General features: G+C 70.4%; 10 protein-coding genes. 6 read left to right on the top strand and 4 right to left on the bottom strand.

What is annotated here, in order from left to right; genetic code table 11:
* Positions 1-104 precede the first annotated feature (104 nt).
* Positions 105-1,574 carry a cytochrome P450 gene (locus tag ACQB60_RS17330; RefSeq protein ID WP_496926875.1) on the top strand — a complete coding sequence of 490 codons (1,470 nt, stop codon included), beginning with the start codon at positions 105-107 and terminating at the stop codon, positions 1,572-1,574.
* Here ACQB60_RS17330 and ACQB60_RS17325 read toward each other — a convergent pair.
* Positions 1,568-2,536 (bottom strand): RluA family pseudouridine synthase, encoded by a 969-nt coding sequence (locus ACQB60_RS17325; RefSeq protein ID WP_496926874.1) that lies wholly within the window; start codon positions 2,534-2,536, stop codon positions 1,568-1,570. The two genes, ACQB60_RS17330 and ACQB60_RS17325, sit on opposite strands and share 7 nt — an antisense overlap.
* Positions 2,537-2,543: 7 nt before the next feature.
* Positions 2,544-3,161 carry a GNAT family N-acetyltransferase gene (locus ACQB60_RS17320; RefSeq protein WP_496926873.1) on the bottom strand — a complete coding sequence of 206 codons (618 nt, stop codon included), beginning with the start codon at positions 3,159-3,161 and terminating at the stop codon, positions 2,544-2,546.
* Positions 3,162-3,289: 128 nt separating this feature from the next.
* On the opposite strand from ACQB60_RS17320, the gene ACQB60_RS17315 reads away from it, so the two are divergent.
* The 3 genes from ACQB60_RS17315 to ACQB60_RS17305 all read left to right on the top strand — a co-directional run bounded on the left by ACQB60_RS17315 (position 3,290) and on the right by ACQB60_RS17305 (position 5,969).
* The gene (locus ACQB60_RS17315) at positions 3,290-3,925 is read left to right on the top strand and encodes a PadR family transcriptional regulator (RefSeq protein ID WP_496926872.1); all 636 of its coding nucleotides are present in this window, start codon (positions 3,290-3,292) and stop codon (positions 3,923-3,925) included.
* Between the two features lie 248 nt (positions 3,926-4,173).
* On the top strand, positions 4,174-5,196 hold the full coding sequence (locus ACQB60_RS17310; protein ID WP_496926871.1) for an ATP-binding cassette domain-containing protein: 1,023 nt from the start codon (positions 4,174-4,176) through the stop codon (positions 5,194-5,196).
* Positions 5,193-5,969 (top strand): ABC transporter permease, encoded by a 777-nt coding sequence (locus tag ACQB60_RS17305; RefSeq protein WP_496926870.1) that lies wholly within the window; start codon positions 5,193-5,195, stop codon positions 5,967-5,969. Before ACQB60_RS17310 ends, ACQB60_RS17305 begins: the two co-directional genes overlap by 4 nt.
* A gap of 76 nt (positions 5,970-6,045) precedes the next feature.
* On the opposite strand, the gene ACQB60_RS17300 is transcribed toward ACQB60_RS17305, so the two are convergent.
* Together ACQB60_RS17300 and ACQB60_RS17295 are read right to left on the bottom strand one after the other, a co-directional pair.
* Positions 6,046-6,882: a siderophore-interacting protein gene (locus ACQB60_RS17300; protein ID WP_496926869.1), complete on the bottom strand. Its 837-nt coding sequence runs from the start codon at positions 6,880-6,882 to the stop codon at positions 6,046-6,048.
* A 48-nt stretch (positions 6,883-6,930) separates the two neighbouring features.
* Complete coding sequence (locus ACQB60_RS17295) at positions 6,931-7,869, bottom strand: 5'-3' exonuclease (protein WP_496926868.1); 939 nt, start codon at positions 7,867-7,869, stop codon at positions 6,931-6,933.
* Between the two features lie 320 nt (positions 7,870-8,189).
* Here ACQB60_RS17295 and ACQB60_RS17290 point away from each other — a divergent pair, with 320 nt between their 5' ends.
* The gene (locus ACQB60_RS17290; protein ID WP_496926867.1) at positions 8,190-9,371 is read left to right on the top strand and encodes a quaternary amine ABC transporter ATP-binding protein; all 1,182 of its coding nucleotides are present in this window, start codon (positions 8,190-8,192) and stop codon (positions 9,369-9,371) included.
* On the top strand, positions 9,364-11,976 hold the full coding sequence (locus ACQB60_RS17285; protein ID WP_496926866.1) for an ABC transporter permease/substrate binding protein: 2,613 nt from the start codon (positions 9,364-9,366) through the stop codon (positions 11,974-11,976). Before ACQB60_RS17290 ends, ACQB60_RS17285 begins: the two co-directional genes overlap by 8 nt.
* Positions 11,977-12,050 lie beyond the last annotated feature (74 nt).

Genomic DNA, 12,050 nt, shown 5'->3' with positions numbered 1-12,050 from the left:
CCCTCCCGCACGAATCCGCCCCCTCTCCCTCGACCCGCCGAAGCCGACCTGTCGATCCCGACCTGTCGAACCAGCGCCCCAGCAACCCCTCCGGAGCGATCACCGTGACGACTCCCTCCCAACCCGGCCCCGGATACGGCGACCTGACCTCGCCCCCGCCCGGCTGCCCCGCCCACGGCCTCGACGGGACCGGCCTGCGCCGCCTGTACGGCCCCGAGGCGGAGACCGACCTGGCGGGCCTCTACGAGAAGGTCCGCGCCGAGCACGGCGCCGTGGCCCCGGTCCTGCTCCACAACGACGTGCCGATCTGGGCGGTCCTCGGCCACAGCGAGAACCTCCACATGGTGCGCACGCCCTCGCAGTTCTGCCGTGACTCGCGGATCTGGCGGGCCGTCCGGGACGGCACCGCGGGCCCCGAGCACCCGCTCGCCCCCGTCTTCACCTGGCAGCCGATGGCGACCTTCGCCGAGGGCGCCGAGCACCAGCGGCTGCGCGGCGCGGTCACCGGCGCCATGGGCAGCCTCGACCACCGGGGCATCCGCCGCTACATCAACCGCTACACCAACACCCTGCTCAACAAGATCTGCCAGGACGGCCGCGCGGAGCTGGTCAGCCAGTTCGCCGAGCATCTGCCGATGATGGTGATGTGCCATGTCCTCGGCATGCCGGAGCAGTACAACGAGCGGATGGTGCAGGCCGCCCGCGACATGATCCGCGGCACCGAGACGGCCATCGCCAGCAACGCGTACATCATGGAGGTCCTCACGGACCTGTGCACGCGCCGCCGGGCCCAGCCGGAGGAGGACTTCACCAGCGCCCTGATCGCGCAGCCCGCCCAGCTCACCGACGACGAGGTCACGGCGCACCTGCGGCTCGTCCTCATCGCCGCGTACGAGGCGACGGCCAACCTCATCGCCAACGTGCTGCGGATGGTCCTCACCGACCCCCGCTTCCGCGCCCAGCTCAGCGGCGGTCAGATGACCGTGCCCGAGGCGGTCGAGCAGTCCCTGTGGGACGAGCCGCCGTTCAGCGCGATGGTCGGGTACTTCGCCAAGCAGGACACCCACCTCGGCGGCAAGCGGATCAAGGCGGGCGACGGACTGATCTTCGGCATCGCGCCGGGCAACGTCGACCCCGTCGTCCGCCCCGACCTGGCCGCCAACATGCAGGGCAACCGCTCGCACCTCGCCTTCGGCAGCGGTCCGCACGAGTGCCCGGGCCAGGACATCGGGCGCGCCATCGCGGACACCGGAGTCGACGCGCTCCTGATGCGCCTCCCGGACGTCGAACTGTCCGTCCCCGAGACCGACTTGCGCTGGACGTCGTCGATCCTGTCCCGGCACCTGGTGGCGCTGCCCGTGCAGTTCGCGCCGAAGCCGCAGCAGGACGTCACGGCGCACCCGATGGCGACGATGCCGGCGCAGCGCCAGGAGTGGCAGGTGTCCTCGCCCATGCCGCAGGCCGTACCGCAGCCGCAGGCGGCCCCGCCCGCGCAGCCCGCGGCCCCGGCGTCCGCCCCGGTGCCCCGGCAGGGCGCCTGGCGCCGCTTCGTCACCTGGTGGCGCGGCTACTGAGCCGGTGGCGCGGGGGCGTCCCGCCAGTTCTCGTACGAGGTCCAGGCGGCGAGCTCGCGGCCGCTGACGAAGCGGTGGGCGACGCCCGTCACCGGATCGGTGAACTCCAGGACGCGGGCGAGGAGTTGGAGCGGGCGCCGGAAGTCGTCCGGCGCCACCGGATCCGCCACCACCGGGTACACGGGGTCGCCGAGGAGCGGCAGTCCGAGGGCGTTCATGTGGACCCGGAGCTGATGGGTGCGTCCGGTGTGCGGCACCAGGCGGTAGCGCCCCCACGCGCCCTTGTGCTCGACGAGTTCGACGCGGCTCTCGCTGTTCGGCTCGGCGCCCGGGATCTCGTAGGCGGCGATGATCCCGCGGTCCTTCCGGATGTGGCTGCGCACCGTGCGCGGGAGGGCGAGCGACGGGTCGTGGGCGGCCACCGCCTCGTACTCCTTGTACACCTGCCGGTCCCCGAACAGCCGCTGGTAGGCGCCGCGTTCCTCGGGCCGGACGGTGAAGAGCACGAGCCCGGCGGTGAGCCGGTCGAGCCGGTGCGCGGCGCCGAGCGTCGGCAGCCCGAGCTCGGTGCGCAGCCGGGCGAGCGCGGTCTGGGTGATGTGGCTGCCGCGCGGCGTCGTCGCGAGGAAGTGCGGCTTGTCCGCGACGACGATGTGCGCGTCCCGGTAGACGATGTCGATGCGGTACGGAACCGTGGGCTCGTCCGCCAGTTCGCGGTGGAACCAGACATAGGCGCCCGGCGTGAAGGGGGCGTCCGGCGCGAGGGGCACCCCGTCCGCGCCGACGATCCGCCCCTCGCCCAGCATTCCGTCGATGACGTCGGCCCCGGCGCCGCTGAGCCGCTCGATCAGATAGTCGCGGACGCTGTCCCAGGGCCCGGTCTGCGGGAGCCGGACGCGCCGGGGGTCGATGCCGCTCCGCTGGGGGAGCGGGGGCGGCGGCACGTTGGGCTTGCGTCTCATGGTCGCTTCAGCGTACGGGGGCGGGCCGATCGGTGCGGGGTGCGGCGTCGTCGCGCACGCGGGCGTGCAGATGCATGTCGTGCCAGCCGTCCTCGTGGAGCAGGGCGCTCTGCTTGGTGCCCTCGGTGACGAAGCCGGTCTTGTGGGCCACGCGGCACGACGCCTCGTTGCCCGTCGCGTGCGTCAACTCCAGCCTGTGCAGGCCGATTTCATGGAAGGACCAGTGTGTCAGGGCGGTGACCGCGCGCGGGGCGATGCCGCGGCCGCGGGCGGGCGGCACGGTCCAGTACGCCACTTCGGCGCGGCCGTCGCTCAGCGAGATCTGACGCAGGGCGACCCGGCCGAGCAGCGCGTCCGAGCCGGCGTCGGCGATCGCCCAGTACGCGTCCCGCTCCTCGGTCCACTCCGCGCGCCAGCCCTCGATGAGCCCGACGACCTCGTCCGCGGACGTCGACGCGTAGCCGTGCCAGTACTGGAGGGTCCGGTCCTGGAACGCCTCGTGGACGGCGGGCGCGTCCGCCGTCGACCAGGGGCGCAGGACCATGCCGCCGGGGGCGGGGATCGTCGGCTGCTGCCGGGCGGCGAAGGTGCCGGGGGCGACCACGTCGGGGATCTTGAAGGGCATGGGCTCATCGTGGCAGCGGTGGCCGCCGGCGTGGAAGGCAATTTCGTATTCGCGATACATCGCGGATTGACCCGCGCCCGCACTCGCAATATATTCGTCTACGGATATTCGAATGCGAGGTGAACCTGATGGCCCTCCAGCGGCGCAAGCTCAACAACCCGCTGGCGCTCGCGGTGATGGTGCTCCTGATGGAGAAGCCCATGCATCCGTACGAGATCGCCCAGACGCTCCGCAGCCGTGGCAAGGACGCCAGCACGAAGATCAACTACGGCTCCCTGTACACGGTCGTCCAGAACCTGGAGAAGCACGGCTTCGTCGAGGTCAAGGACGTGGAGCGGCAGGGCAACCGCCCCGAGCGCACCCGCTACGGCATCACGGAGGCGGGGCGCGAGGAGGCCATCGAGTGGCTCTCGGACCTGCTGGCCGTACCGGCCCGGGAGTATCCGATCTTCGAGACGGCGCTCTCGCTCGTCGGGATCATCCACCCCGACGAGGTGGTGCGGCTCCTCGAGGAGCGGCTCGCCTCGCTCGACGTCCAGGCGGCGAGCGGGCGCGGCGTGCTGCAGAAGCTCTACGAGACGCTGCCGCGCGTCTTCCTCGTGGAGAACGAGTATCAGCTGCACATGGCCGAGGCCCAGGCCGAGTGGATCCGCGGGTTCCTGAGGGAGCTCAGGAGCGGTGAGCTCGACGGCGTCGCGGCCTGGCGGCGGTTCCATGAGTCGGGCCTCGTGCCCGGGGAGTGGGAGCGGCTCGAGAGCGAGTGAAGCAGTGAAGCAGTGAAGCGCTGAAGCAGTGAAGCAGTGAAGCGCTGAACGAGAAAGACCCCGGCGGTGCTGTTGCAGCAGCCCCGCCAGGGTCTCGAACCCCGGACCGGACCCACCGTGCGGCGGGCCGGGCGATCGAGGTGCGGCACACCAAGGATAGCCCGGCGCTCAGCACGTGATCCGGCTCGGCGTACCCACGTACCCGAGACCTCGGGTACGCACGTACCCAAATACGGAGAACAGCCGTCATGACCACCGCTGTCCACACACAGCAACTGACCAAGACCTATCCGGGTGGTGGCACCGCGCTGAGCGGCATGGACATCACCGTCCAGGAAGGCACCGTCTTCGGGCTCCTCGGCCCGAACGGCGCGGGCAAGTCCACCACCGTCAAGATCCTCACCACCCTCGCCCGCCCCGACTCCGGCACCGCCACCGTCGCGGGCCACGACGTGCTGCGCCACCCCGACCGGGTGCGCCGCGCGATCGGCGTCGTGGCGCAGCGGTCCGGCGCCGACCCGGTGGCCACCGGGCGTGAGAACCTCCAACTCCAGGGCAGGCTCTACGGGTTGAAGGGGCAGCAGCTGAACCGGAGGGTGGCCGAACTCCTCGACCGCTTCAGCCTCGCCGACGCCGCCGGGCGGCCCGTGAAGGGGTACTCGGGCGGCATGCAGCGCCGCCTCGACGTCGCCCTCGGTCTCGTGCACCGGCCCGCCGTGCTCTTCCTCGACGAGCCCACGACCGGACTCGACCCGGAGGCACGCGCCGCGATGTGGGACGAGATCGGGCGGCTCGCGGGGGACGAGGGGCTCACCATCGTCCTCACCACGCACTACCTCGAAGAGGCCGACCGGCTCGCGGAGCGCATCGCCATCGTCGACCGGGGGCACGTCGTCGTCACCGGCACGCCCGACGAGCTGAAGGGCGAACTGCGCGGTGACGCGGTGCACTTGGAGCTGGCCGAGCCGGTCGGGGAGGCGGGCCGCACGCTGCTGACCGGTGCGCTCCGCGGGCTCTCCGGCGTGCACGAGGTGCTCGTCGACGGGCGGCGGGTCAGCGTGCGCGCCGAGGACGGGGCCGCCGCGGTGCCCGTCCTGCTCGCCACGCTGGAGCGGAGCGGGGTCGGGGTCGCCGCGGCCACCGTCGCCCGGCCCTCGCTCGACGACGTCTATCTGCGGTACGCGGGGCGGCGGTACGCCGAGGCCGAGGCGGATGCCGCGGCCGGCGCCGCGCCCGAGGCCGCCCTGGCCGCCGCGGGAGGTGCGCGATGAGCAACTCCCTCACCCAGACCTGGTACATGACGCAGCGTCAACTGATGGCGGTGGCGCGGCAGCCCGCCTACCTGCTGATCACCCTGATCCAGCCGGTCGTCTGGCTCTTCCTCTTCGGCAACCTCTTCAAGAAGGTCGTCGAGCTCGGCGGCTTCGGCACCTCCTCCTACCTCGACTACCTGGTTCCGGGCGTCGTCGTGATGAGCGCGCTCAGCTCCAGCATGTGGGCGGGCATGGGGACGCTCGAGGAGATCGAACGCGGCACGCTCAACCGCTTCCTGACCACCCCGGTCAGCCGGGGCGCGCTCATGAACGCCAACGTCGTGCACAACGGCATCAGCACCGCCGTGCAGTCCGTGATCATCGTGCTGCTCGGACTGCTCGGGGGCGCCGAGTACCCCGGCGGCGTGGGCGGGATCCTCGTCCTCGTGGTCGCGGCGGTGCTGCTCGGCGCCGTCTTCGGGGCCTTCTCCAACGCGGTGGGCATGCTGGTGCGGCAGCGGGAGTCGATCATCGGGATCAACACGTTCCTGCTGCTGCCGCTGACGTTCCTGTCGTCGGCGTTCATGGCGCCGGCCCAGATGCCCGGGTGGATGCGGCATCTCGCGGACTTCAATCCGCTGAACTGGGCGATGGTCGCTGGTCGTTCGGCGATGTCCTCGCAGCCGGACTGGGGAACCGTTGCCGGCCGAGGTGGTGCGCTGCTTGCCCTCGCGGTGGGGGCTGTGTGGCTCTCCACGCGCACGTTCAGGTCGTATCAGCGCTCCGTCTAGCTGCCGCAGGTTCGTGGGGAACTGGCGGTCCGCTGTGGTTGGTCGCGCAGTTCCCCGCGCCCCTTCGGGCGCTCTCCTACGCCGCGGCCTCCTGCTCCGCCTCCACCTGCGCGTTCCACTCCCGCTTCGACGCCTGCCAGCCGTCCTCGTTGTGGCCGAGGCGCCAGTAGCCGGAGATGGAGAGCTGCTCGCGCGGGATCTCGCGCTCCATGCGGAGGTAGCGGCGCAGCTCCTTCACGAACCCGGCCTCGCCGTGCACGAACGCCTGCGGCGTGCCCGCGGGGAAGTCGAGGGCGCGCACCGCCTCGACGAGGGCCTCGCCGACGGGGCGCCCGCCCCGGTGCAGCCAGACGACCTCGGCGTCCGTCGTGATCTTCTGCTCCTCCTCGGGGCCCTCGACCTCGATGAACGCATGTGCCCGCGCACCCCGGGGGAGCGCTTCGAGGGCGGCGGCGATCGCGGGCAGGGCGCTCTCGTCGCCGGCGAGCAGGTGCCAGTCGGCCTCGGCCGCCGGGGCGTAGCCGCCGCCGGGGCCGAGGAAGCGGATCGTGGCACCCGGCTCGACGTCGCGCGCCCACGGTCCGGCGAGACCCGCGTCCCCGTGGATCACGAAGTCGAGGGCGAGCTCGCGGGTCTCGGCGTCCCAGGAGCGGACCGTGTAGGTGCGGGTCACCGGCCACTGGTCGCGCGGGAACTCCTCGCGGATCCGCTGGATGTCGAAGGGCTCGGGGTAGGTGACGCCCTCGACCGGGAACAGCAGCTTCACGTAGTGGTCGGTGCAGTCGCCCGCCGTGAAGGCCGCGAGCCCGTCGCCGGTGAGGGTCACGCGCTGCATGTGCGGGGTGAGCCGCTCGGTGCGCACGACCTGCGCCTCGTGGGCCTTCGGTGCCTTGCGTGCCGGACGTTCTGCCATGGCGGCCTCCCCTGATCCATGATACTTAGGCTTGCCTAAGTTAACACCTCAGTCCGTGAGAGTGGAGAGGAGGCGCTGCAGTGCGCCCCCGAGTCCCCACTGCGCCGCGAGCTCGTCCAGGGCCGCCGGGTCGCGGGGTTCGCGGGGAAGTGCCTGGTCGGCGTCGGGCAGCGGGACGTCGCTCGCGACCCGCACGACCTTCGGTGCGACGGCGACGTAGGGCCGGGATTCGTCCAGGCGCTTGCGCTGCGAGGGGGTCAGCTTCGACTTCGGGTCGTCGACCGCGGCCATGATCCCGGCCAGGTCCCCGAACGCGTCCAGGAGCTTGGCCGCCGTCTTCTCGCCGATGCCGGGGACGCCGGGCAGGCCGTCGCTGGGGTCGCCGCGCAGCAGGGCCAGGTCGACATAGCCGGGGCCGTCCACGCCGTACTTCTCGCGCAGCCAGCTCTCGTCGGTGGTCTGGAGCGTGCCGACGCCCTTGAGCGGATAGAGGACGCGGACGCCGCGCTCGTCGTCGACCAGCTGGTAGAGGTCGCGGTCGCCGGTGACGATGTCGACCGGGCCGGTGGCGCGGGCGGTGTAGGTGCCGATGACGTCGTCCGCCTCGTAGCCCTCGACGCCGACGCGGGCGATGCCGAGGGCGTCCAGGACGTCCTCGATCACCGGGACCTGGGGGGAGAGGGTGTCCGGGGTCTCCTCCGCGTCCGGGCCCTGCTCGACCTCCTCCGCCACTCGGTGTGCCTTGTACGAGGGGATCAGCTCGACGCGCCAGTGGGGGCGCCAGTCCGCGTCCATGCAGGCCACGAGGTCGTCGGGGCGGTGGTCCTGGACGAGGCGGGCGATGAAGTCGAGGAGGCCGCGAACGGCGTTGACCGGCGTGCCGTCCGGTGCCTTCACGGATTCGGGGACTCCGAAGTACGCCCGGTAATAGAGGGAGGCGGTGTCGAGGAGCATGAGCCGTCGCGTTTGCTGAGTCACGTTCGGCATCATGCCGCACCCCGCTGACAGTCCGGGGCGCCCGGCCGGGGGCGGGCGTGACCGCCTGGGAGGCTGCCCACGGGTACCGGTATCGCCCAGGAGGTTGCCCACGGGACCCGTTGCGCATCGCGAAACACCCTTCCGGATGTGCAACAAATGTGAGCTGGGGCACTTCTGGGTTTGGCCTGTGTAAGCGAGGGCAGGCGCGCACGCGGAGCGGACCCGGTCGAGATTCAACTATTTGACAGGGCAAGCGGGCAGACCCCGTGCCGCTCCACGGCCCGCCGGCGGGGGAGGCGGGCCGTCTTCGTTCGACCCGAGAGGTGTATGTGTCCAGGCTGCAGGCCGAGCACTTGTACAAAGTGTTCGGCAGACGACCCGACGACGCTGTGGAGAAGCTCCGTAACGGAGCGGACCGGGAGGAATTGCGCGCGGCCGGCACGACCGCGGCGGTGATCGACGCGTCCTTCTCCGTGAAGCCGGGCCAGATCTTCGTCGTCATGGGTCTGTCGGGATCCGGTAAGTCCACGTTGCTGCGCATGCTCAACGGACTGTCCGAGCCGACCGCCGGGCACGTGCTCTTCGACGGTCAGGACCTGACCGAGCTGAGCCCGCGCGAGCTGCGCGAGGTGCGCTCCAAGAAGATCAGCATGGTCTTCCAGCACTTCGCGCTCTTCCCGCACCGCAGCGTCCTCGAGAACGCCGGCTACGGCCTCGAGGTCCAGGGCGTCCCGCGCGCCGAGCGCGAGAAGCGCGCCACCGAGGCGCTCGAGCTCGCCGGCCTCAAGGGCTGGGAGAAGTCCTGGCCCGACGAGCTGTCCGGCGGCATGCAGCAGCGCGTCGGCCTGGCCCGCGCGCTCGCCACCGACGCCGAACTGCTCCTCATGGACGAGTCGTTCAGCGCGCTCGACCCGCTGATCCGGCGCGACATGCAGGACCAGCTCCTCGAGCTGCAGAAGACGCTGAAGAAGACCATCGTCTTCATCACGCACGACCTGAACGAGGCCATGCGCCTGGGCGACCAGATCGCCGTCATGCGCGACGGCCGCATCGTCCAGACCGGCAGTGCCGAGGACATCCTGGTCACCCCGGCCAACGAGTACGTGGCCTCCTTCACTCAGGACGTCGACCGCGCCCGGGTGCTGACCGCGGGCGCGATCATGGCCGAGCCGGAGACGGCGTTCGGCACGAAGACCGCCAAGGGCGCCGAGCTGCGCACGGCCGACGACGTACTGGCCGCCGCCCCCGCGGCCGTGTCCGCCGACACGCCGATCATCGAGCTGTTCACGCCCTGCTCCACCAGCACCGTGCCGGTCGCCGTGACCGACGCCTCCGGTGCCCTCGTCGGCGTCGTGCCGAGCTCCCGGCTGCTCGCCGTGCTCGGTGAGCCGATGGCGCCGGAGAGCGAGCCGCAGGACGTCGACCCGGCCGTCCTGCCGGCCCAGAGCGGCGCCGACAAGGCGGACAGCGACGGCGGCAGCGAAGTGAGCAAGGTGATCGCCGATGCCTAGGATCCACATAGGCGACTGGGTCGCGCGCGGCGTCGACTGGCTGCGCGACAACTGCGAGTGGCTCTTCGACTTCATCAAGTGGGTCGTCGGGAACGCCTACGACGGCGTCAACGCGGTCCTCACCTCGCCCGAGCCGTTGCTGCTCATGGGCATCTTCGCCGTGCTGGCCTTCTGGCTGCGCGGTCTGCTCGCCGGTGTCCTCGCCTTCGCGGGCTTCGCGCTGATCGACTCGATCGAGCAGTGGGACCCGGCGATGAACACGCTGTCGCTGGTGCTCGTCTCCTGCGTGATCATCTTTGTGTTCGCCCTGCCGATCGGTATCTGGGCGGCCAAGAGCCGCACCGTCAGCGGTCTGATCCGCCCGGTGCTCGACTTCATGCAGACCATGCCCGCCATGGTCTATCTGATCCCGGGCATCTTCTTCTTCGGCGTCGGCCCGGTGCCCGGCATGGTCGCGACCATCGTGTTCGCCATGCCCCCGGCCGTCCGCCTGACCGAGCTCGGCATCCGCCAGGTCGACGAGGAACTCGTCGAGGCCGCCGAGGCGTTCGGCACCCACCCGCGCAGCACCCTGTGGCGCGTCCAGCTCCCGCTGGCGCTGCCCACGATCATGGCGGGCGTCAACCAGGCGATCATGCTGGCCCTGTCGATGGTCGTCGTCGCGGGCATGGTCGGCGGTGGCGGCCTCGGCTCCACCGTGTACGACGGCATCAGCTCCGTCGACGTCGCGCTCGGCTTCGAGGGCGGCATCGCTGTGGTCATCCTCGCGATGTACCTGGACCGCATGACCGGCGCCCTCAACCAGCGGGTCTCGCCGCTCGGCCGGCGCGCGCTCGCCAAGGCCAACGCCGCGCTCGGCGGCCTGAAGATCATGCAGTGGAAGCCGGCCACGCCGGTCGCCATGGTCGGTGTCCTGGTCCTCGCGCTCGTCGCGGGCGGCATGAACGTCTTCGGCAAGGACGACGAGGGCACCAAGGTGTCCGCGGACGTCGGCCACGGCCGCACCGTCAAGTTCGGCTACATCGACTGGCCCGAGGGCACCGCCTCCACCTACCTGTGGAAGAACATCCTCGAGCAGCGCGGCTTCAAGCCCGACGTGAAGGCCCTCGAAGTGGGCGCCCTCTACAACGGCCAGGCGCAGGGCAGCATCGACGTGCAGACCAACTCCTGGCTGCCGGCCACACACGCCCCGTACTGGAAGAAGTACAAGGACAAGCTCGAGGACTACGGCAGCTGGTACGGCCCGACCTCCCTGGAGATCGCCGTCCCGTCGTACGTCAAGGGCGTCAAGACGCTCGACGACCTCAAGGGCAAGAGCGACCTCTTCAAGGGCAAGGTCTACGGCATCGAGCCCGGTGCCGGTGAGATGAAGCTCTACGAGGACAAGGTCCAGAACGAGTACGGCCTCAAGGGCAAGTACGAGCTGGTCAAGTCCAACACCTCGGCGATGCTGGCCCAGCTGGACCGCGCGTACAAGAAGAAGGAGCCCATCGCGGTCACCCTGTGGTCGCCGCACTGGGCGTACGACAAGTACAAGCTGACCAAGCTGGAGGACCCCAAGGGCGCCTTCGGTTCGGGCGACGGCATCCACACCCTCGCGCGCAAGGGCTTCGCCAAGCAGGAGCCGCAGGTCGCGAAGTGGCTGAAGGACTTCAAGCTCAGCGAGGCGCAGCTCACCTCCCTCGAAGGCGCCATCCAGGACGCCGGCAAGGGCAACCAGGACCAGGGCGTCAAGAACTGGCTGAAGAAGAACCCGGGCATCGTCGACAAGTTCGCCCCGGTCGCCAAGGACAGCTACGCGCCGGGCAAGCAGGCCGGTGCCGCGCCGAACATCGGCTACCCCGCGTGGGACGAGGGCATCGCCGCCACGTACCTGTGGAAGAACGTCCTGGAGAAGCGCGGCTACAAGCCGAAGACCACCAAGCTCGACGTGGGCCCGCTGTTCACGGGCCTGTCCACCGGGCAGGTCGACTTCGAGCTCGACGGCTGGCTGCCGGTGGCGCAGAAGCAGTACTGGGACAAGTACAAGAAGAACCTCGTCGACGTCGGGGCCTGGTACGACAAGACCACGCTGGAAGTCTCGGTCCCGTCGTACGTCAAGGGCGTCAAGACGATGGACGACCTGCGCAAGAACAAGGACAAGTTCAAGGGCAGGATCGTCGGCATCGAGCCGGGCACGGGGCAGATGATGCGCCTCAAGGACAAGGTCCTGCCCGCCTACGGCCTCGACGACTTCGAGGTGACGAGCTCGGGCTCCAGCTCGATGCTCGCCGAACTGGAGCGCGCCTACTCCAAGAAGGAGCCGATCGCGGTCGTGCTCTGGTCGCCGCACTGGGCTTACAAGAAGTACGACCTCCAGCGGCTCGAGGACCCCAAGAAGACCTGGGGTGCCAACAACCAGATCAAGACGCTGGCCCACAAGAGCTTCCCGAAGAAGTACTCGGAGCTCAACGGCTGGCTGAAGAACTGGCACATGAGCCCGGACGACCTGATGAGCCTCGAGCAGGCCGTGCAGAAGGCCGGCACGGGTCATGAGGAAGAAGGCGTCGCGACCTGGGTGGACGCCCACCCGGACATCGTCGACAAGATGGCGCCGGTGAAGTAGCCCTCGTAGCGGGGGAGTTCACCGCACACACGGCAGAGCCCCGCCACCGGATGGATTCCGGCGGCGGGGCTCCG

It is taken from the genome of Streptomyces odontotermitis, assembly GCF_050510915.1.
Taxonomy (GTDB): domain Bacteria; phylum Actinomycetota; class Actinomycetes; order Streptomycetales; family Streptomycetaceae; genus Streptomyces.
Note: the sequence above shows the minus strand (reverse complement) of the source record. Positions and strands in the feature narration are given on the sequence as shown.

Coding starts and splice junctions, on each gene's coding strand:
- ACQB60_RS17325 (WP_496926874.1), bottom strand. CDS start 2,536: ATGAGACGCAAGCCCAACGTGCCGCCGCCCCCGCTCCCCCAGCGGAGC.
- ACQB60_RS17320 (WP_496926873.1), bottom strand. CDS start 3,161: ATGCCCTTCAAGATCCCCGACGTGGTCGCCCCCGGCACCTTCGCCGCC.
- ACQB60_RS17315 (WP_496926872.1), top strand. CDS start 3,290: ATGGCCCTCCAGCGGCGCAAGCTCAACAACCCGCTGGCGCTCGCGGTG.
- ACQB60_RS17310 (WP_496926871.1), top strand. CDS start 4,174: ATGACCACCGCTGTCCACACACAGCAACTGACCAAGACCTATCCGGGT.
- ACQB60_RS17305 (WP_496926870.1), top strand. CDS start 5,193: ATGAGCAACTCCCTCACCCAGACCTGGTACATGACGCAGCGTCAACTG.
- ACQB60_RS17300 (WP_496926869.1), bottom strand. CDS start 6,882: ATGGCAGAACGTCCGGCACGCAAGGCACCGAAGGCCCACGAGGCGCAG.
- ACQB60_RS17295 (WP_496926868.1), bottom strand. CDS start 7,869: ATGCCGAACGTGACTCAGCAAACGCGACGGCTCATGCTCCTCGACACC.
- ACQB60_RS17285 (WP_496926866.1), top strand. CDS start 9,364: ATGCCTAGGATCCACATAGGCGACTGGGTCGCGCGCGGCGTCGACTGG.